This window comes from Arachidicoccus sp. (genome assembly GCF_050436765.1).
Taxonomy (GTDB): Bacteria; Bacteroidota; Bacteroidia; order Chitinophagales; family Chitinophagaceae; genus Arachidicoccus.
Genome location: NZ_JBNQGD010000176.1, coordinates 1 through 18,703 on the forward strand (window position 1 = coordinate 1; position 18,703 = coordinate 18,703).

At 37.6% G+C, this 18,703-nt stretch carries 18 protein-coding genes and 1 tRNA gene; 7 read left to right on the plus strand and 12 right to left on the minus strand.

All coding sequences use genetic code 11. From position 1 onward, the window contains the following. Positions 1–161 precede the first annotated feature (161 nt). The 4 genes from ACQR30_RS07735 to ACQR30_RS07750 all read right to left on the minus strand — a co-directional run bounded on the left by ACQR30_RS07735 (position 162) and on the right by ACQR30_RS07750 (position 6,082). Positions 162–1,709, minus strand: coding sequence for a RagB/SusD family nutrient uptake outer membrane protein (locus tag ACQR30_RS07735; RefSeq protein ID WP_429733647.1), 1,548 nt, complete (start codon positions 1,707–1,709; stop codon positions 162–164). Positions 1,710–1,781: 72 nt separating this feature from the next. Then, complete coding sequence (locus ACQR30_RS07740; protein WP_429733650.1) at positions 1,782–4,994, minus strand: SusC/RagA family TonB-linked outer membrane protein; 3,213 nt, start codon at positions 4,992–4,994, stop codon at positions 1,782–1,784. A 619-nt stretch (positions 4,995–5,613) separates the two neighbouring features. Further along, the gene (locus ACQR30_RS07745) at positions 5,614–5,772 is read right to left on the minus strand and encodes a hypothetical protein (RefSeq protein WP_429733653.1); all 159 of its coding nucleotides are present in this window, start codon (positions 5,770–5,772) and stop codon (positions 5,614–5,616) included. A gap of 73 nt (positions 5,773–5,845) precedes the next feature. Beyond that, entirely contained in the window at positions 5,846–6,082 is a 237-nt protein-coding gene (locus tag ACQR30_RS07750) for a hypothetical protein (RefSeq protein WP_429733656.1), read from the minus strand. Positions 6,083–6,483: 401 nt separating this feature from the next. Here ACQR30_RS07750 and ACQR30_RS07755 point away from each other — a divergent pair, with 401 nt between their 5' ends. Then, positions 6,484–7,176 carry a VIT1/CCC1 transporter family protein gene (locus tag ACQR30_RS07755; protein ID WP_429733659.1) on the plus strand — a complete coding sequence of 231 codons (693 nt, stop codon included), beginning with the start codon at positions 6,484–6,486 and terminating at the stop codon, positions 7,174–7,176. 26 nt (positions 7,177–7,202) lie between these two features. Here ACQR30_RS07755 and ACQR30_RS07760 read toward each other — a convergent pair whose 3' ends face one another. The 3 genes from ACQR30_RS07760 to ACQR30_RS07770 all read right to left on the minus strand — a co-directional run bounded on the left by ACQR30_RS07760 (position 7,203) and on the right by ACQR30_RS07770 (position 9,667). Beyond that, positions 7,203–7,895: a glycoside hydrolase family 25 protein gene (locus tag ACQR30_RS07760; protein ID WP_429733662.1), complete on the minus strand. Its 693-nt coding sequence runs from the start codon at positions 7,893–7,895 to the stop codon at positions 7,203–7,205. 63 nt (positions 7,896–7,958) lie between these two features. Further along, the gene (locus ACQR30_RS07765) at positions 7,959–9,134 is read right to left on the minus strand and encodes an O-succinylhomoserine sulfhydrylase (protein ID WP_429733665.1); all 1,176 of its coding nucleotides are present in this window, start codon (positions 9,132–9,134) and stop codon (positions 7,959–7,961) included. Between the two features lie 107 nt (positions 9,135–9,241). Next, positions 9,242–9,667, minus strand: coding sequence for an OsmC family protein (locus ACQR30_RS07770; RefSeq protein WP_429733668.1), 426 nt, complete (start codon positions 9,665–9,667; stop codon positions 9,242–9,244). A 184-nt stretch (positions 9,668–9,851) separates the two neighbouring features. On the opposite strand from ACQR30_RS07770, the gene trxA reads away from it, so the two are divergent. Further along, positions 9,852–10,169, plus strand: a complete 318-nt coding sequence (gene trxA / locus ACQR30_RS07775) for a thioredoxin (RefSeq protein WP_429733671.1) — start codon at positions 9,852–9,854, stop codon at positions 10,167–10,169. 96 nt (positions 10,170–10,265) lie between these two features. Here the strand turns inward: trxA and ACQR30_RS07780 are convergent, their stop codons facing one another. Next, entirely contained in the window at positions 10,266–10,769 is a 504-nt protein-coding gene (locus tag ACQR30_RS07780) for a hypothetical protein (protein WP_429733674.1), read from the minus strand. Position 10,770: 1 nt separating this feature from the next. Continuing rightward, positions 10,771–11,523 (minus strand): menaquinone biosynthetic enzyme MqnA/MqnD family protein, encoded by a 753-nt coding sequence (locus ACQR30_RS07785; protein ID WP_429733677.1) that lies wholly within the window; start codon positions 11,521–11,523, stop codon positions 10,771–10,773. Between the two features lie 69 nt (positions 11,524–11,592). Here ACQR30_RS07785 and purB point away from each other — a divergent pair, with 69 nt between their 5' ends. Then, positions 11,593–12,939, plus strand: coding sequence for an adenylosuccinate lyase (gene purB / locus ACQR30_RS07790; protein ID WP_429733680.1), 1,347 nt, complete (start codon positions 11,593–11,595; stop codon positions 12,937–12,939). A gap of 108 nt (positions 12,940–13,047) precedes the next feature. Here purB and rfbD read toward each other — a convergent pair whose 3' ends face one another. Continuing rightward, positions 13,048–13,914: a dTDP-4-dehydrorhamnose reductase gene (gene rfbD, locus ACQR30_RS07795; protein WP_429733682.1), complete on the minus strand. Its 867-nt coding sequence runs from the start codon at positions 13,912–13,914 to the stop codon at positions 13,048–13,050. Between the two features lie 4 nt (positions 13,915–13,918). Further along, a complete protein-coding gene (locus ACQR30_RS07800; RefSeq protein WP_429733685.1) occupies positions 13,919–15,043 on the minus strand; it encodes a DegT/DnrJ/EryC1/StrS family aminotransferase in 1,125 nt (374 codons plus the stop codon). A gap of 143 nt (positions 15,044–15,186) precedes the next feature. On the opposite strand from ACQR30_RS07800, the gene ACQR30_RS07805 reads away from it, so the two are divergent. The 3 genes from ACQR30_RS07805 to ACQR30_RS07815 all read left to right on the plus strand — a co-directional run bounded on the left by ACQR30_RS07805 (position 15,187) and on the right by ACQR30_RS07815 (position 16,966). Beyond that, positions 15,187–15,260, plus strand: a tRNA-Arg gene (locus ACQR30_RS07805). Between the two features lie 105 nt (positions 15,261–15,365). Beyond that, positions 15,366–16,553 (plus strand): tyrosine-type recombinase/integrase, encoded by a 1,188-nt coding sequence (locus ACQR30_RS07810; RefSeq protein ID WP_429733688.1) that lies wholly within the window; start codon positions 15,366–15,368, stop codon positions 16,551–16,553. A 119-nt stretch (positions 16,554–16,672) separates the two neighbouring features. Beyond that, a complete protein-coding gene (locus ACQR30_RS07815; RefSeq protein ID WP_429733691.1) occupies positions 16,673–16,966 on the plus strand; it encodes a hypothetical protein in 294 nt (97 codons plus the stop codon). Here ACQR30_RS07815 and ACQR30_RS07820 read toward each other — a convergent pair. Continuing rightward, on the minus strand, positions 16,935–17,150 hold the full coding sequence (locus tag ACQR30_RS07820; RefSeq protein ID WP_429733694.1) for a putative peptidoglycan-binding domain-containing protein: 216 nt from the start codon (positions 17,148–17,150) through the stop codon (positions 16,935–16,937). The two genes, ACQR30_RS07815 and ACQR30_RS07820, sit on opposite strands and share 32 nt — an antisense overlap. 145 nt (positions 17,151–17,295) lie before the next feature. Here ACQR30_RS07820 and ACQR30_RS07825 point away from each other — a divergent pair, with 145 nt between their 5' ends. Continuing rightward, the gene (locus tag ACQR30_RS07825) at positions 17,296–18,507 is read left to right on the plus strand and encodes an SbcC/MukB-like Walker B domain-containing protein (RefSeq protein WP_429733697.1); all 1,212 of its coding nucleotides are present in this window, start codon (positions 17,296–17,298) and stop codon (positions 18,505–18,507) included. Positions 18,508–18,703: the final 196 nt, after the last annotated feature.

The window sequence follows — 18,703 nt, forward strand, 5'->3', positions numbered from 1 at the left end:
CATATTTATTTACATCTTCTACCTTTCCTCCTATTATGTAATCTTTTTTACATGCTATTACTGAAACAGTAATGAATAGGAATATGCATATTTTAGTAGAGAAATTTATTTTTGCTTTCATTTCAATGAAAATTAAGTTTTTAATTTTGTTATTTTCAAATCTATCGCCCTGCATTATTATTCCACCATGGATTTTGCGTCAGTAAATTATCATAAGGGAATAAGGTACTCATATCAATTGGCCAGTAATACCCTTTGTTTGTCGTATTCACACGCGTACTTGGATAATTAATATATTGTAACCATTCTTGAGTTTGGTTGGTCCTGATCAAATCATAAAACCATTGACCTTCTCCAATAAGTTCACGACCTCTTTCCATAACTACTTCATCTACCATATTATATTGGTCGCTTATACTTTGGTAATTGTTTATACCTGCTCGGTCCTCAGTCATTTTAAGGTCATTTGCCGCGCCTGCTAATTCTCCTTTGTACGCAAGCGCTTCGGCATCCAGCAGATAAATATCCGAAAGTCTGAATATTACAAGATTGTTGTTTATGTATGGACTTGCAGAAGACGTAGTTTGAAAGTTGCTATATTTAGTTAACATATAGCCCGCAGGATCACCGCCAGAAGCCTGTTGATAAGATAAAATTGATTTGGCACGCAAATCCTTGGATGTATCAAATAAGACACCGTCCACAAGACCACCGGCTGGTGCAATCCAGCAACTGTTTCTTCTTTGATCAACTATTGCACCTTTTAGGAAGCCGCCAAAGAAATCAAAAGTAGCCTCGGCAAAACTACCACCAGATTTGAAATTAGGATCATCTGCGTCGTATTGCATCGATATTTCAAAAATACTCTCTTTGGAAGATTCCCCCATCCAAATATTTTTATAAGTATCCATAGGCTCTAAGGAATAACCCCCATTGTTTATTACCTTTTGACAATAATAATGCGCACTATCATAATTATGCTGCCATTCAAATATATGAGCCATTAATGCTTCAACGCTTCCTTTATTGGCAGTAACACTTTTCGTAATATCACCATTGGCGTAATCCAAATTGGCATCAGCAATATGTAAATCCGCAATACAACTATCTAATACTTGATTTTCAGGAGACCGAGGAACTGGTGGGATATGTCCATAATCAACATCATTATATGTTTTAGCAACATATACAGGATCGCCCCATACTCTAGTAATAAAGAAATAAGTATAAGCTCTTATAAATAAAGCTTCTGCAATATAACTATTCTTTTTCTCTGCGCTTGTAAATAAAGAGTTGTTCATTCCATTTACATTTTCTATTATAAGGTTACAGAGTGCTATTACTTGGTAAAATCTTGACCAGTTTGATAAATTACCCCAATAAGGCACATAGGAAAAATTCCAAGGAATTGTTGCCCCTTCGGTTAATCCATATTGGAGAAAAGTATCACCTCCTGCGTATCTAAATAAATCACTTACTAAATCACCATAAACAAAATAGCAAGCTTCGCCTTGATCTACTCCTGAACCAGAAGAAGCTCTAAGGCCAGCTCTTAATTGACCATACATAGCGGCTGTAGCCTCATCGGCCGCGGTTTGTGATGTCCAAAACTCACTGCTATATGTTGATCCTACTGGGCCTTCATGAAGTTGTTTGTTACATGAACTGGTCCCCATAAGGGTTGCGCTTATCAAAAATGCTATGAACATTTTTTTAAAAAAAAGGAAATGTTTCATTCTTTTATCATTTTTATTATTTGGAAACTATGATGCGCTAAACGCTTAAAATTGAATATTTAAACCAACTGTATATGTTTTTGCTTGAGGATATAAACCACCATCATATACTCCAAGTTGATCTACGGCCTCAGGGTCAGGCATTGTATTGTTCTTATTTTTCAAAATCAATACATTGTACATCATTGCATACACATTAATATGTTTAATTTTCAATTTATCGGTAAATTTCCCGGGTAGTACATAGTTAAGAATGATATTTTTTACCTTGAAATAACTCCCGTCTACATTAAACATATCAGTAAAAGGTAAGAACTGGTAGAAATATGGACTATAGGGGGAAATCGAAGGAAAATTGGCTTTATAATTGGGATCTTGTGCCTTTTCTGGAGTCCAATAATTCAACCCAGATAAATCGGGCAATCTATGACTTGCCAAGCTGTTTATACTTCCTCCGACTGCGTCCAATTGTTGCTGAAAAAATGTATTTACAACAGTCCTTTTGAAGGTAAACACACTAGAGACAGTTAAAGTAAAGTTTTTATAAGTGAAGTCATTAGTAAATCCTCCGACAAATTTAGGATTGGGATCTCCAGATGGTATTCTATCTCCATATTGATCTCCATTGTCTTCATCACTCCAAACGTCACCATCGCCATTGGCGTCTTCCCATTTTGGATAGCCAGGTTGGACAGGATAATAACCTTTGAAATAAGTGATTGGATTGCCGGTAAGCGGATTGAATGGAATTTCGCTTCGGTTATTATATACACCTTCATAATGCATTTGAAACATTTCATATATGGGTTGTCCGACTGCATATACACGCGAAACGCCTGAATTATAATCGTCTATCACAAAAGTGCGGTTATTGTTTGGCAACTTGGCGATTAAGTTTTTTTGAAATGTAAGTACTAATTGACTATTCCATTGCAAGGCACTTTTAGGAGATAAATTGTGTGTATTTAAAGTAATATCTATACCCCGGTTATCAACCCATAAGTCCTTCGCATTATAATATATAGAGTTGTAGCCAGTGAAGAATGGTAAAGTAAATTTAAAAAATTGATTTTTATCTAATTTATCGTAGAAGTCTGTATTCAAAATTATACGATCATTGAACATTTGTAGATCAAATCCTAAATCTTTTTGAATTGACTTAGCCCAGGTAAGATTATTCTTGGTTAAACCATTTGTATAACTCGGCTGAACTGCTTGTACACCGTTATAAGTACCCGAAACATCATACTCATTAAAAGTGGGATAAAATTGAATCGCATTTTTACCAGAGGAACCCATGCTGAACCTAAGCTTAAAAAAGTTGATTGTATTTTTAATGCCACTCATAAATTTCTCATCGGAAACTATCCAACCTATACCTGCAGCTGGGAAATAACCCTTTTTAGTATTATCGCCAAATCTTGACGAGGCATCTAATCTATAAGACCCATACAAAAGATATCGTTGATTGTAATTATATTGTATTTGACCTATAAAGGATAATAACGCATCTTTTTGGTAATAAGACGATCCAAATAAATCGGATTGGGGAATGCCCGTTACCGTTTTTATATCGTTTGTAGGCGTGTTATTGCCGCCAACACTATTCCCACTTGAAACGGAACTGGTGTATTGGTGAGAAGCTGTTATATTTAAATTATGAGAGTTACCGTTTGAAGTCTTAAATTCTTTATTATAATTTAACGTGTTGGTAACTAGATATGTAGAGTAAGTACCTCTATCGGATTCAGCGTAAGAGGGTTGGGATGGGTTGCCTCCGGTTAAAGCACCTACAACATCTACATTTGAAGGTTGAAAATAATCTTTGGAAACCACATAAACGTTAGCTCCACCTTGAAGTGTATATCTTAACCCGGGTATAATATCGTAATTTGTTGTCATCGAAGCCTGATAATTGTCATTCAAATTTATATTTCTCAATTTACTCGAAATACCCGAAAAACCAGACGAGTCAAATCCGTTTATATAATAAAAGGATGTTGGTTGAGAGCTGCCACTAAATGGCGTATTTGCATCAGAATTTTGATATTTTTCTCCCGCTTGTCTATTTTCCTTTACCATGCCTAAGACGAACTGGCTATTCAGTTTTGGACTAATTTTAAATCCCAAGTTCGCTCTCAGAGAATAACGCTGGTATCCTGTATTTTTTATTATACCTTCAGTATTATAATAACCCATGCTCAGACGATAATTGTAGTTATCTGCTGCTTCGGACATGGTGGCATCAACATTCGCAATCGGCGAAGCTTGATAAAATAAACCCTGCCAATCAGTTGCGTTGTTAAAAGAAGGATTAAGGCTATCAGAAAGCAATTGAGGTAGCCCTGCCAATTGTGCGGGGGATGTAACATATTGGCGCAGAATATTTAATTTGGCTTCTCTTTCTGCTGAGCCAGTAAGAGTAGGTATAAGTTTTGGCCTTTGATTGACACCATAATAGGCGTTTACACCAAATAGTGGTACTTTAGAAGTTCCCTTTTTTGTAGTAATGTATATGACACCATTTGCACCTCTTGATCCCCAAGCAGCTGTTGCTGCAGCATCCTTTTGCACTTGTACAGACTCAATATCATTGATATTTAATCCTGCTAAAAAGTTGGTACCGGTTGCCCCTGCATTGTTTGCAATATCTGCAGGATCAACAGGGATTCCGTCTATTACATATAGTGGACCGCTCATGGCCTGTGCTTGTTGAACATTGGGATTATCCCCAATGCTAGTATTGACTGTCGAGTTACCTCTTACGACAATTGTTGGTGCAACACCTGGTTCGCCACTTGATACTTGCACATTTAGACCTGCAATGCGTCCTTGAAGTAATACATCTACACTAGCCACCGGTCTATTCTCAATATCTTTGCTTACAACACCCGATATTGATGAAATCGTTGTCCTCATTGATTGCTGTTGCATACCAATTACTACGACGTCCTGCAAGTCAGACTTAGTATTGGGAGTAAGAATTATTTTTACATCTTTCTGACCGTTTAGTTTTATTTTCAGTACGACATAACCAATATAACTAGCAGTAATTTCAGATTGCAAATTTTTCACTGATAAGGTGAATTTACCATTGTCATCTGAGATTGCGCCTCCGCCGTCTGTTTTTATACTCACACCTGACATTGCCTTGCCGGTTGTGTCTGTTACTATACCTGTCACTTCTATCCTTTGTTGGGCGGAAACTTTAATGCAATAGAAAATTATGATACAGGTGAGGAAGAGGAATCTTTTCATTTTTATATACGTATCTTGGTTGTTAAAAAATTAAAATACTCTTAACACAAACCTAAGCGTATTTTAACAAATTTTGCGACGCAATCGTTTGTTCCATTTTGTTATAAGGTGGTGTTGGGATATTGATTAAATTATTCTGATAAACAAATCATCCCTTATTTTATTTTATAACTTCCTCTAAATGAATAGTCTTTGCTTTGCTATACCTTCCTTCAAGAATTAATCTAAAACCATTTGTTATTGCGTTGTTGTAAAAAGCAACACTGCCAACTTTATTGGCATTTTTATTAACAAAATGGTATTCCAATAAACGGGTTGCTCTCATGTCCTCATTCTGATTGGCAGAATCCTTTCCACTATAATTAGGTTGATAAAACTCCTTGAGAGGTGTGTAACCGTTTAAATAAACGAGGACATACTCTTCGTTTCATCCACTACATCATTACCTTTTTTGGTATATATCAAAATGGCTCATGCATTGAGCGGAACCCCAATAAATGGCGAAGGAAAGGCTTCGATATAGGCAATATTAGACATTGAAATGTCAGAAAGGATACCTAAAGGTGCGCCTTCAACCGGTAACATGAAAAAAGGCGATTGGGACCAGGCTATGATAATATCATTGTCCATTTCTAAAGCCAGCTATTCTGCCGTCTAAATAATCAATTATACTCTCGCCATAATTAGATGCCGTTGCATTATGTTCTATATCAAAGAAGAAAGAAGGTGTAATGCCATTTCCCTTGTAAAGTGAATTATTTATATAAAGATCTTGCATCTTTTCCCATTCCGTCTTTTTGCGCTCGGTAACCGTTAGCGTAGATAGCTCGTGCGCGTCCAGCCGGATCTGTTCACTTAAGAAGTAGTTTTGTGTGCATGTTACCGGCTGTATCTTTGCTGCTAAATACGGGTGCGTTGAGTGGGGTATTTTTGTTCGTATTCGCCTTGACGGAGGCAAGTAGTATGTCTGGCTTATCCAAATTAAAATTGATATAATCAGAAAGATCTTTCTTTTCGGCAAAACGGTAATATATCTTTGTAGAATCAAATAATAAAACAGGTAGTACAAAATCTCCGTCCTTATTCATTTAGACCTGTTTTGTCTGTTTTGTCTAAGTTTTTCTTTTCCAGGCTATATGTGTTTTAAAGTGCTTTACTCAAGATGGTCAACAAAACGAATTTTCTCTGCTACGAGCAGCCAGTTTTTATCAAATAGAGTTACCACCATCCCGCCTGCCAGCAGGTCTGTTTGTGGTACCAAACCCATCGTCGCATTATCATTGGCAAGATTGATAATGCGGCATTTCTACTAGTAATTTTTAGCATTTTTATAAACCGCCAAAAAAAGGAATATGGCAGCCTTGAAACAATGATTTCCTAGTGAAAATCATATTGGGACTATAATTTTAATGCGTCGGCGCTGTGCATCCGCTATCGTCTATGAAATATCTTATAAAATCATCCTACCTTCATCTGATAATTGAAAAAAATGAAAGGCCACACCGAAAAACATTTTACTTCTTCTGATTTGGTTAAAGACATTGTCATTGGAATGGCTGATGGATTAACGGTTCCTTTCGCATTGGCAGCAGGATTGACCGGCGCAGTAGCTCATAATAACATTATTATTACAGCTGGTATCGCAGAAATAGTTGCAGGCTCTATCGCGATGGGTTTGGGCGGTTATCTTGCCGGCCGTACCGATTATGAACATTATTACGCGGAACTGAAAAGGGAATATGCGGAAGTTGAACGAATCCCAGAAGAAGAAAAACGTGAGGTGAGAGAAATATTTGCTAAATATGGTATCGACGAACCGCTTCAACGTACCCTCGCAGATGAACTCAGTAAGGACAAGACAAAATGGGTGGAATTTATGATGCAGTTTGAATTAGGAATGGAAAAACCGGATCCTCGGCGTGCTGTCAAAAGTGCCATTACAATTGGCTCCTCTTATATTATTGGCGGTATTATTCCTTTATTCGCTTATTTTGTGACCACTAATCCCCTTAATGGACTGAAATTATCTGCCATTACAACCGTAGTTTTTCTTTTCCTATTTGGTTATATAAAAACAAAACTTACCGGAGAGTCTCCATTCAAAGGGGCAATTAAAACTGTACTTATTGGTGTCGTTGCCGCGATTGCAGCTTTCTATATTGCAAAATTAGTAAGCCAATAATTGCAAATTTGTAAAGAGGCCAAATATTATTTCAGCAGCAAATTTTTTAAATCGTCTTTATCCCCCATAAAAATATTGTAATCAACTTTTCCACGGACTCCCTTTACAGAATAATTATTTGATTTCTGCCAAAAAAGACATTTATATTCAGGCAATCGCGAATAATTTGATAGCCATAAAGGAAACTCATGTTTTAATTTCCCTTTCAAATAATCGGTATAGAAACGATAATTGCAATAAATAATAGGGCGCACACCCAGCTTACCTTCTACAACTTTCAACCAAGCAATCGCTTCGCTTGCAACAATTGACGGATCAGGCATTATAGGTACCCATTCGATATCCAAAACCGGAGGAAGATCACCCGCCTGTAACGCTGCCGTTTTCAAAAAATTTTGGGCCTGCCAATAACCGGGAGAGGAATATGAAAAATAATGATAGGCACCAGTTGGAATATGTAAACGTCGCGCCTCTTTTCGATAGCTTCTATATTTTGAATCAATTTTTGAAACACCTTCGGTAGCCTTAAAAAAAATAAAATCAGGTTTCTGCTTTGCAAGCACTTCCCAATCAATTGTACCCTGATGATGCGACAAATCCAACCCCCATATTTTTTCCTTCTGCACTCCATAATCCAAAGAAGTTACCGAGGAAAGAATCGCCGCCGAGGCCGAAAGAAAAGTGATAGCAAAGAGAAAGAATAAAATATTTTTTTTCATATACTGCGGAAAATGCAAAACACACGTGATGATGCGAGTGCTTTTATTACAATACAATATATCCTAGCATCTTTCTAACGCCTGCTTAATATCGTCAATAATATCATCTACATATTCCAAACCAACAGAAACGCGAATTAGACCTGGTGTAATGCCGACCTTGGCACGCTCTTCATCCGACAGCTTAGAATGTGTCGTACTTGCCGGATGTGAAGCAATACTTCGTGAATCGCCTAAGTTTGGCGTGAGCGAGAGCAATTCCAATGCATCCATAAATTTACTACCTGCTTCAACTCCACCCTTCAATTCAAAACACACAATTCCTCCACCGGCTTTCATTTGCTTTTTTGCGATTTCATATTGTGGATGGCTGGGTAGAAAGGGGTACTTTACCCAAGCAATCTTATCGCTTTTTTCCAATTCGGTCGCCACTTTCATAGCACTTTCACAATGACGCTGAATACGTACATCCAAGGTTTCTAAACTCTTACTCAGCACCCACGCATTAAAGGGAGAAAGTGTAGGACCTGAATTTCTACAAAATAAATATATTTCGTGTACCAATTCTTTTTTACCTACAACCACACCCCCCAAAACACGACCTTGACCGTCCATCCATTTTGTAGCAGAGTGTATAACTAAATCAGCTCCAAAGTCAACAGGAGTCTGTAAAACAGGTGTCGCAAAGCAATTATCCACATTATAAATAAGATTGTATTTTTTTGTCAGTATCCCTACTGCTTCTAAATCCAACAATTCTAATTGTGGATTAGTGGGTGTTTCCACATATACCATCCTGGTATTAGGCTTTATTTCCTTTTCCCAAACGCTCAGATCATCAGCAGGAACAAATGTATATTCTATACCAAACTTATCTAAAAACTTGGTAACGACAGTCACGGTGCCGCCAAAAATAGAGCGGCAGCAAAGCAGATGATCTCCCGCCTTTAATAGGGCCATAAATGAACTAAAAACTGCAGCCATACCGCTGGCTACAGCAAAACCCGCTTCTGCTTTCTCCATTGCGGCAACTTTGTTCGCAAATTCATCCACCGTTGGGTTGGTATATCGGCTATAAATATTATCTTCTGTTTCTCCGGCAAAAGCCGCTCGCATATCGTTGGCACTTTCAAACACGAAACTGCTTGTTAAAAATAATGGAGTAGAATGTTCCATTTCATTGGTCGTGGGTGTTTGCAGCCGGATGGCTTGAGTTTGTGGATGTAATTTTTTCGTCATTGTATTATCTGTCAAAGTTGTAAAATAAAAATTATCTCTAGAATCAAAGACTGATTCCTTCCTACACGGAAAAAGTAAATTTGGTAAAGTCAACACCAACAAAATAGTTACTTCCCGTTTAAAATCAACTGGTATTTGATCGCCGCACCTGCTGCGCGTAGGGTGGCTGCTACCGAACAATATTTATCCAAAGATAAATCTATAGCCCGGCGAGCGTTTTCTTCACTTACCTCCCCACTAATAATAAAAGTGAGTAAAATCTCTTTCCAAAGTGAAGGTTCTTTCCCAGCTTCCCGATCTGCATCTATGACCACTTTATAGTCATTTACCTGCTGACGTTTTTTTTCTAAAATGCTCAACACGTCAATGCTGGTGCAACCAGCCAATGCATTTAACAAAAGTTGCATAGGTCTTGCGCCGTAGCCTTCACCGCCCATTTCTGGTTTGGTATCCATTCTGGTAATAACGCCATTTTCATCCGTAGAGTCAAAAGCATAATGTTCATTCGCTCGAATTAATTCTATTTTCGCCATGTTCTTTATAATTAGGATGGCAAAATTAGTCATTAATCGAATAACTTCTCCATTAAAAAACGACGTTATGTCATTTATTTGTTATAATCAGGCATGTGGATAAGCCAAATCATCAGAAAACTTAAATTGGAATTATCTTTGTCCTTCCATTAGAAATTATTATTCAAATTTTAAATTAATAACTATGGCTTTAGAATTTACAGACGCCAACTTTGATACCGAAGTCGTGGCCAACGATACATTAACATTAGTGGACTTTTGGGCTGAATGGTGCGGACCTTGTCGCGCTATCGGACCAGTTGTAGAAGAATTGGCTAAAGATTACGAAGGAAAAGTGAAAGTGGGCAAATTAAACGTCGATAACAATCCTGATGTAAGCGTGAAATACGGCATTACTTCTATTCCTGCAATTTTGTTTATCAAAAATGGTGAAGTGGTAGACAAGCAAATTGGAGCTGTGCCCAGATCAGTTTTGGAAAACAAAATTAAAGCACACCTTTAAGAATTAGTCAATAAACTGATTCCTTAATTAGTTAATGAGTAGATCGATCAATAAATTGAAGAATTAGTTTATTGATCGATTTTTTTTGCAAAAAACCTACATTGAAAGCAAATTCCTATACTTTTTCAAGAACTTGAAACTGATAATGATATGTACCAATAAAATAAGTGAATACACAGAAAAAAATACCAATAACCCTTTTAGCATATTATAAATATCCCTTCCAGAAACCTTTGTACTGCTTTGTTGCGTAAATGAATCGACCATTTTATTAATAACGGTCATTACCTCAGCGGGCCGAACAAATACTGTAACCGTGCTTGCAATTATTTCAACTATAAAAATGAAGCTGATAAAACCATTAATGCGTATCCAGTCTTTAGTATTGGCTTTTGCAGGAGCTCCCAAAAGGATGTTCTTTCTGAAAAAGATGATAGACTTAAAAGAATAGATAAGTACACAAACAAATATAAATGAACCAATCAAGCTGGAGGGGTTTCCCAAGGACATCAATACAACCGGCAGCGTAAAAAAAGCCAGCAAATAAGTGATGGGCAAAATAATTGCCGTGATTATCTTATAAATTCGCTCTATCGTCATTTTATAATTCTTTCATTAATTTTAAAAACAATTCCATAGCCTGCAATTTTTTTTCGTCAACAGTAAAACTGATATCTTGCGTAAAATATTTATATAAATCGTAAGTAGGATACGGGTTTTCAGCGATTACCATATCTAAATTATCTAACCCCATTTTGTTGGCAACATTAAATTTTTCGATAAAATCCTGAGGCAATACTTTGTTGGCAATCCACGCCGCCATTAAAAAAGGTAAGCCCGTAAATATCGTCCATTCGTCGGCCAAATCATAAATATATTTTTTAGGGTCGACAACGGCTTTTTGTTCAAAAACTCGATCACCAATAATTACTCCCGCTGTTGTTCCACCAATTTCATCGATGTAATTATCAGAAGCTTCTTCAAATACGACTTCCTTTTTCCAGTAATTTTTCAACAATACTTTACAAAGATTTACGGAAGAGAAACTCTGATAATCGAGTAATACTTTCTCTATCTTTTCTATGGGAACATCACTAAAAAGGCAAACTGTTTCAACCGGTCCAACAGACCCGATACAATAATCTGAATAAATATGCCATTCACTCATTTGTAGAATAAATGCAACAGGAATCAAACCCATATCCACTTCATTATCCACAAGCATTTGGCCAATTTTAGAAGGATAATCTTCTATCAAATCCATCTGCTGCATCAAAGCATTGTCCCGTTTAATACCGTATAATAGAGGTTTTGTATTTAAATAACTTACCGCGGCCACTCTTATCTTCTCCAAATTGTTCTATTTTTGCCGGCAAAGATAACGATAATCACGCAACTTAAATCTTAGTAAAAACATAATTGAATGGAACTCAACAACCTTACCGCCATCTCTCCCATCGATGGCCGCTATCGCAGACAAGTAGCACACTTGAGCGATTTTTTCTCGGAATTTGCTTTGATAAAATACCGGGTATATGTTGAGATAGAATATTTTATCTTTTTGGCGGATAAAAAGTTCTTCAAATTATCGCCTACTGTGAGAAAAGCACTTCTACATGTCGCCAAAGAATTTTCCACCGAAGATGCAGCTCGTATCAAAGAAATAGAGAAAGTTACCAACCACGACGTGAAAGCCGTGGAATATTTCTTAAAAGAAAAAGTAGAAGATTTAAAAATCGGCGACGTAAAAGAATGGATACATTTTGGATTAACTTCTCAAGATATCAATAATACTGCAATCCCATTGAGTTGGAAACACGCAATGGAAAACGAATATCTACCGTCGCTCGTGAATTTGCAAAATAAATTACAGTCAATGGCTGGCGAATGGAACAATATCCCTATGCTGGCTAGAACCCATGGACAACCTGCATCACCAACGATTTTAGGGAAAGAAATCATGGTTTTTGTAGAAAGAATTCAAAACCAAATTTCTTTATTTTCATATATTCCGTTTGCGGCAAAATTTGGTGGTGCTACCGGGAATTTCAATGCCCATCAAATTGCTTTCCCTAAAAAAGATTGGGTAAAATTTGGAAATGAATTTGTTGAAAACAGGTTGGGTTTGCAAAGAATGCAGTTTACTACCCAGATAGAACATTACGATAATTTAGCAGCACATTTCGATACTATTAAGAGAATCAACAACATTCTCATCGATCTTTGCCGCGATATTTGGACTTATGTTTCGATGGATTATTTTAAACAGAAAACCAAAAAAGGTGAGGTTGGATCTTCGGCCATGCCGCATAAAGTAAATCCGATAGATTTTGAGAATGCAGAAGGCAACTTAGGCATTGCAAATGCGCTACTGGAACATCTTTCAGCAAAATTACCCATCAGCCGTTTGCAAAGGGATTTAACTGATTCGACTGTTTTACGCAATCTGGGAACACCTGTAGCGCACACTTTTATTGCACTGAATTCTATTGAAAAAGGGCTAGGGAAATTAATTCTGAACGAGGCCAAATTAAATAATGATTTGGAAAACAATTGGGCAGTAGTTGCTGAAGCCGTGCAAACCATTTTACGTCGCGAAAACTATCCAAACCCTTATGAGGCCTTGAAAGAACTAACACGTGGAAAAGCAGTGATAACCAAAAAGGATATCCATACTTTTATCAGTACCCTCAAAGTTTCAGCAGAAATTAAAAAAGAATTAAAAGCAATCACACCGCAGAATTATGTCGGCGTTTCCCCAAAGTATTAACAGGCAAGTAAATAATTTAAGGAGATTGATTTGGTACGCTCACAATGGCAAAATTCCGACATCATGGCGAGGAAGGTTTGACCTAAGCAATCTCCCAAGCTCCGCCAATTACAATCTTTGCAAATATTTCATACATTCTTGTAAAGCGACCTTCCAACTCCTTGGTTGAATATGATAATCTTTTTGTAAGTCCAGATTATCCAAAACTGAATAATGTGGACGTTTTGCGGGCGTTGGAAACTGAGCAGTAGTAATAGCATTTACTTTGCAACCCGAGCCAGATATTTCTTTAATCGCTATTGCAAAATCATACCAAGAGATGACTCCCTGGTTGGTATAATGATAGGTTCCAAAATGTTTCTTTTCCGAAGAAATTATCTCCGCTATGGCCAACGCCAAATCACGTGCATAAGTAGGCGACCCGATCTGATCATTTACTACACTTATTTCTGGACGTTCATTCATTAATCGCAACATCGTTTTCACAAAGTTCTTCCCAAAAACACTATATACCCAGGCAGTGCGAATTATGATCGTTTGTTTGTTGTTCTGTAAAGCCAGTTTTTCTCCTTCAAGTTTCGTAAATCCGTAAAAATTAACAGGATTCGTTTCCCCATCTGTTCTATAGGGTGAGCTTCCCGTGCCATCAAAAACATAATCCGTAGAAAGATGGATCAGTATTGTATCAAACGCCTTGCATTTCTGAGCAATAAAACCAACAGCCTCCGCATTTATTTTTTCTGCCAAACCACGTTCTTCTTCGGCTTTATCAACAGCAGTATATGCCGCACAATTGATAAAATATTTTGGCCGGTGCTCTTGAAATGCTTTGGAAATAGAGTTTTCGGAGAATAAGTCCAGATCCTCTCTAGCCAAAAACACCCAATTAAACTGAGGGTAAGAAACGTGTAACAACAATAATTCACTGCCCACTTGCCCATTCTTTCCAGAAACAATAACGGTAGGTTTAATCATATTTTTATTTACAGAAATCTAGAATATGTTGTGTAATAAATTGCAATTGCTCTTCATCCATTTCTGTATGGATAGGCAAAGAAATAACACGTTCAGTCAGCCAATCCGTTACCGGCAGATCGTATTTTTCGGAAAAGTTCTCAAACATTTTTTGTTTATGTCCAGGTACCGGATAATAAATCATAGCCGGAATATTTTTACTCGCCAAATGTGCCTGTAATGCATCCCTATCGACGCCTTCTAGCACCAAGGTATATTGATGAAATACATGATTGCTATACTCAGCACGAACAGGCGTCTTTATTTTTGAATGATGAGCAAAGGCTTTGTCATAATAATCGGCTACCATATTGCGCGCTGCGATATAATCGTCTAACTCTTTCAACTTTATATCAAGAATAGCGGCTTGAATCGTGTCTAACCGAGAATTGCAGCCAACGACCTCGTGATAATATCTTTTAGCGGAACCGTGTGAGGCAATGATTTTCATTTTCTCAGCGAATTCCTCATTATTAGTAAATATAGCGCCACCATCACCGTAACCACCTAAATTCTTCGATGGAAAAAAGGAAGTCGTACCCATATCTCCAATAGTACCAGTTTTCTTTTTTGTACCATCTTTCATAATGATATCGCAGCCCATCGCTTGAGCATTGTCTTCAATTACAGTAATATTATGTTCTTTTGCTAATTGCATCAAGGCTTCCATATTGGTAGCCTGACCGTACAAATGTACCGGAACAATGGCTTTTGTCTTGGGTGTAATTGCTTTTTTTACAGATTCAATATCCATACAAAAAGTTTCCTTATCCACCTCTACAAACACAGGTTTCAATCTCAATAAAGCAACAACCTCTGTTGTAGCAATAAATGTAAAGGAAGGGGTAATTACTTCATCCCCTGGTTGTAAATCAAGCGCCATCAAGGCTATTTGTAGCGCGTCAGTTCCGTTAGCACAAGGAATTACGTGTTTTACACCAAGATAGGCAGAAAGGTTCCGACAAAAATCATTTACTGGTTTACCATTAATAAAAGCCGAGCTTTCCAGAACTTCAATAACTGCTTTATCTATTTGTGGTTTTATTCTTTGGTATTGACTTTTTAAGTCAACCATTTGTATCGGACGCATAAGATTATTTTTAGAAGGTGCAAAAATAAGTAATAATGATGGTTATATAGGGCAAGCGCACTTGCGATTTTTTATTTGAATAACCTATTTCATTTTTGGTCATTAATATTTAAACTTCTATTTTTGCAGCCATTCAGCAAAAAGGCTCGGTAGCTCAGCTGGATAGAGCAACTGCCTTCTAAGCAGTAGGCCATTGGTTCGAATCCAATCCGGGTCACACAAAAACGCCTGATTTTCAAGCAATTAAGCGTTTTTAACTACTATTATTTTTCTGCATTTCGATAGACTATCACAAAAGTTGTCACAAAAAAATCGAAATGTTATGAAACAATTACCCAACAATTGCCGTGTAGGCAAGTTCTCAGTAAGCCCCAATAATTGGAAAACCACAAAGGCAGACATATCAAAACCATGGACCATTACCTATTGGTTTTATGATGATAATTTAGGAACAAAAAAACAAGTTCGAGTCCAGGGGATGAACCACGCTGAAACTCAAAGTGAGCGAAAATACTTTACCATCCAAATTCTGGAAGATGAATTGACCACTTTGAAAGATGGGTATAATCCCATCACTGAAATTTTCTATCGGAGGAAAATACAGGAAGTCGAGCCTGAAACCCCTTTTGGTCAAGCACTTAAATTTGCGCTAACGAAAAAGAAATGTACGCCCAAACACCTGAAGGAGTTAGAATCATATATTAATAATATAATTGGAGCTTATGAAGAACTTAAAATGCGCATTCCTATTGGCAGCATTCAAATAAAACATCTTACTCGCATATTTGATAAGCTTTCTGAAAGAAAAACATGGAGTGCAAACCAGCATAATGTACATCGTAAATCATTATGTGCAGTTATAGAGGTCTTAGATAAATACGGTGCCGTAATCGTAAACTTCGCAAAAAAATTGCCAATCGAAAAGGACATTATCCGAATTAGAAAAATTCTTACAAAAGATCAGATTACAAAGATCTTCAATCACTTGAAAATAAAAAATTATTCGTTTTGGCGATTTGCGAATATATTTTTTTATTCAGGATGTCGGGAATCTGAACTACTTCGATTACAGGCTAGAGACATAGATTTAGAACACAGAGAATTTAAAATAATCGTTTATAAAGGTGCTCAAGCGTTTGAGGATATTCGAGCAATTACCGAAGCAGCATTACCACATTGGGTTGAGATAATGGAAATGGCTAAATCAAAAGAAGATTACGTATTTGGAAAAGGCCTTGTGCCGGGATCTATTAAAATTCCTCCAATACAAATTACAAGACGCTGGCGTAATCAAGTAAAAAACAAATTCGAAATTGATGTCGATTTTTATGCACTAAAGCATCTCTATCTCGATATGGTTTCGGAAAGCACAAATCTATTAACTGCCTCTAATGTTGCCGGTCACACAAACATCAAAACAACTAAGAAGCATTACACTGTGAACGAGAAAAGGCGTGAATTAGATATTGCCAAGAATTTGAAAATAAGTTTTGTAAATAAAGTTGGATAGATCACCGACGTCTTAATAGTTTTTTAAGATCGCATTACCTTTTACTATACCCCCTATTTTGGGTGTAAAAACGCAAATTCTAAAAAAATATTACCACCTTTGTTCTAAATAATTAAATCATGAAATTCAAAGATGGATTTTTACCAGAAATAGGAGCCAATATAGAGGAATTAAGGGCAGCAATCAAACATTATGAAGATATGTTATTTTCCAATTCAGAAAGTGCAACTGCCAGATATTATGGCGGTACTTGTAAATACAGATTGGGTATAAAAACGGGAAATGAAAAATTAATAGATGCGGGCAATGAGGAAATTTATTCTGCCGCACTTTATTTCCAAAAAGATGCTGTTCGTTATAGTGCCTTATGGTCAAAGCTTTCTAATCCAGCCTTTGCGCCCACCCATTCGTAAAATCCTCCATCTTCTTGTTTCGTTCCGCTAGATCAGCATAATATTCGCCCTGGAATGCGTTCATATATTTTACTACTGCATCCGGGTTTTTATTCTTCAGGACCGCATTGAATGTATTGGAACCAAAATTGCCATCTTCAATAAGATCGGGATAATCAGTAGCATTGTGATTTAAAATATTCAAAGCGCGCTGTAAATGACGAATAGCTATACCATTTCCAATGTTTACAGACTGATCAAATACCTCGGCAGCAAGGTTGATAGGGAACTTATCCAGCTGCCGATCGCAACAATAAAAAACACTATTATTTTAATTAAGATCATTGTTTATGATTTTGAATTTGTTATCGGGAAATTTGTTTTCTAAATCCTTTATCGTTTCCATAGCATCAGGCATGGTGAAGTCCTTACCTAGTTCCTTTGAGTACCAAAAAGCATATTTAATTTTTCCGACCCCATCAGATACGAATAGTACCAGTGAAGAGAAGCTTTTGAAATTACAGGATTTGCATAAAGCGTTGTTAGACCAAAGAAAGACGCTGTTCAATGGCGATCCCGTAACAGCAGTAGAGACAAGGCTACGGGCATCCGTCCATGCCGCGAAGCAGGCATTGGAGGAAGAAAGAAAAACAGCAGAAAAAATTCAAAGCGATATCACCCGGGGCCAGGCGCAACAGGAGCAATTAGGAAAAGATATAAGCGCTTTGTCTCAACAGGAATCAGCGCTAAAAGAGCAGCTCTCTGCCTGGCTCACCGGACACCATCAACAACACGGAGCAGCACTGACCCAGGAGGAACTTTTATCCCTTTTAGCCTTTACCCAGGATTGGATAGAAAAAGAAAGGGCCGCCTTACGGGCGATAGACGATGCGGTGATGCAGGCGACATCCATTTGGGAAGAACGAACAAAAGCATTAGCCGCACATGACGGCCAACGGCCTTCCGAAAGCACGCCGGAAGCGCTGAACGCCTTACGAACAGAAACGCAGGAGCTATTCAGGCAGCATACGCAAGAAGCCCATGAAATTGACTTTAAGCTAAGAGAGGATACCTTAAATAAGCAGCGCATCGGCACCTTGTTGCAGGACATAGAAAAGCAGACCGCTGTATTTGAAAACTGGGCGAAGCTCAATGAGCTGATCGGCTCGGCCGACGGTAAAAAATTCCGCCAGATTGCCCAAGAATATACTTTGGATGTACTGTTAGGCTATGCCAATATTCATTTGGAAGTGCTCAGTAAACGGTATGTCCTGCAACGCATTCCGGGTTCCTTAGGCTTGCAGGTCATAGACCAGGACATGGGCGATGAAGTGCGCACGGTATATTCCCTGTCTGGTGACGAATCTTTTCTCGTTTCCCAGGCGCTGGCATTGGGCCTGGCCTCCTTGTCCTCTAGCCGCATGAAGGTGGAATCTTTATTTATTGATGAAGGTTTCGGTTCGCTTGATCCTGCAACATTAAATATCGCTATGGACGCGATGGAACGCCTCCATAACCAGGGACGGAAAGTGGGGGTAATCTCCCATGAGATGGTTATTTGACAGAGAATTATCGGACGAAGAAGTTTCGGTTTGTGCGAAGGAAAAATTAGAAAATGACGAAGACGAAAATGAAGAAACAGTATGCTGACAAGAACACCAGCCACTAATAACTAGGCTTTCATTTTGCCCAACGGCCAAGAAATGAAAGCCCTGTTGAACGGAATCTTTGGTAGCCATCTGCTTTATGGGGTTAATT

What these genes read in the sequence shown, in the direction of transcription:
- ACQR30_RS07735 (WP_429733647.1), bottom strand. Translation starts at nt 1,709, where the DNA reads ATGTTCATAGCATTTTTGATAAGCGCAACCCTTATGGGGACCAGTTCA.
- ACQR30_RS07740 (WP_429733650.1), bottom strand. Translation starts at nt 4,994, where the DNA reads ATGAAAAGATTCCTCTTCCTCACCTGTATCATAATTTTCTATTGCATT.
- ACQR30_RS07745 (WP_429733653.1), bottom strand. Translation starts at nt 5,772, where the DNA reads ATGCAAGATCTTTATATAAATAATTCACTTTACAAGGGAAATGGCATT.
- ACQR30_RS07750 (WP_429733656.1), bottom strand. Translation starts at nt 6,082, where the DNA reads ATGAATAAGGACGGAGATTTTGTACTACCTGTTTTATTATTTGATTCT.
- ACQR30_RS07755 (WP_429733659.1), top strand. Translation starts at nt 6,484, where the DNA reads ATGAAAGGCCACACCGAAAAACATTTTACTTCTTCTGATTTGGTTAAA.
- ACQR30_RS07760 (WP_429733662.1), bottom strand. Translation starts at nt 7,895, where the DNA reads ATGAAAAAAAATATTTTATTCTTTCTCTTTGCTATCACTTTTCTTTCG.
- ACQR30_RS07765 (WP_429733665.1), bottom strand. Translation starts at nt 9,134, where the DNA reads ATGACGAAAAAATTACATCCACAAACTCAAGCCATCCGGCTGCAAACA.
- ACQR30_RS07770 (WP_429733668.1), bottom strand. Translation starts at nt 9,667, where the DNA reads ATGGCGAAAATAGAATTAATTCGAGCGAATGAACATTATGCTTTTGAC.
- trxA (WP_429733671.1), top strand. Translation starts at nt 9,852, where the DNA reads ATGGCTTTAGAATTTACAGACGCCAACTTTGATACCGAAGTCGTGGCC.
- ACQR30_RS07780 (WP_429733674.1), bottom strand. Translation starts at nt 10,769, where the DNA reads ATGACGATAGAGCGAATTTATAAGATAATCACGGCAATTATTTTGCCC.
- purB (WP_429733680.1), top strand. Translation starts at nt 11,593, where the DNA reads ATGGAACTCAACAACCTTACCGCCATCTCTCCCATCGATGGCCGCTAT.
- rfbD (WP_429733682.1), bottom strand. Translation starts at nt 13,914, where the DNA reads ATGATTAAACCTACCGTTATTGTTTCTGGAAAGAATGGGCAAGTGGGC.
- ACQR30_RS07800 (WP_429733685.1), bottom strand. Translation starts at nt 15,043, where the DNA reads ATGCGTCCGATACAAATGGTTGACTTAAAAAGTCAATACCAAAGAATA.
- ACQR30_RS07810 (WP_429733688.1), top strand. Translation starts at nt 15,366, where the DNA reads ATGAAACAATTACCCAACAATTGCCGTGTAGGCAAGTTCTCAGTAAGC.
- ACQR30_RS07815 (WP_429733691.1), top strand. Translation starts at nt 16,673, where the DNA reads ATGAAATTCAAAGATGGATTTTTACCAGAAATAGGAGCCAATATAGAG.
- ACQR30_RS07825 (WP_429733697.1), top strand. Translation starts at nt 17,296, where the DNA reads ATGATTTTGAATTTGTTATCGGGAAATTTGTTTTCTAAATCCTTTATC.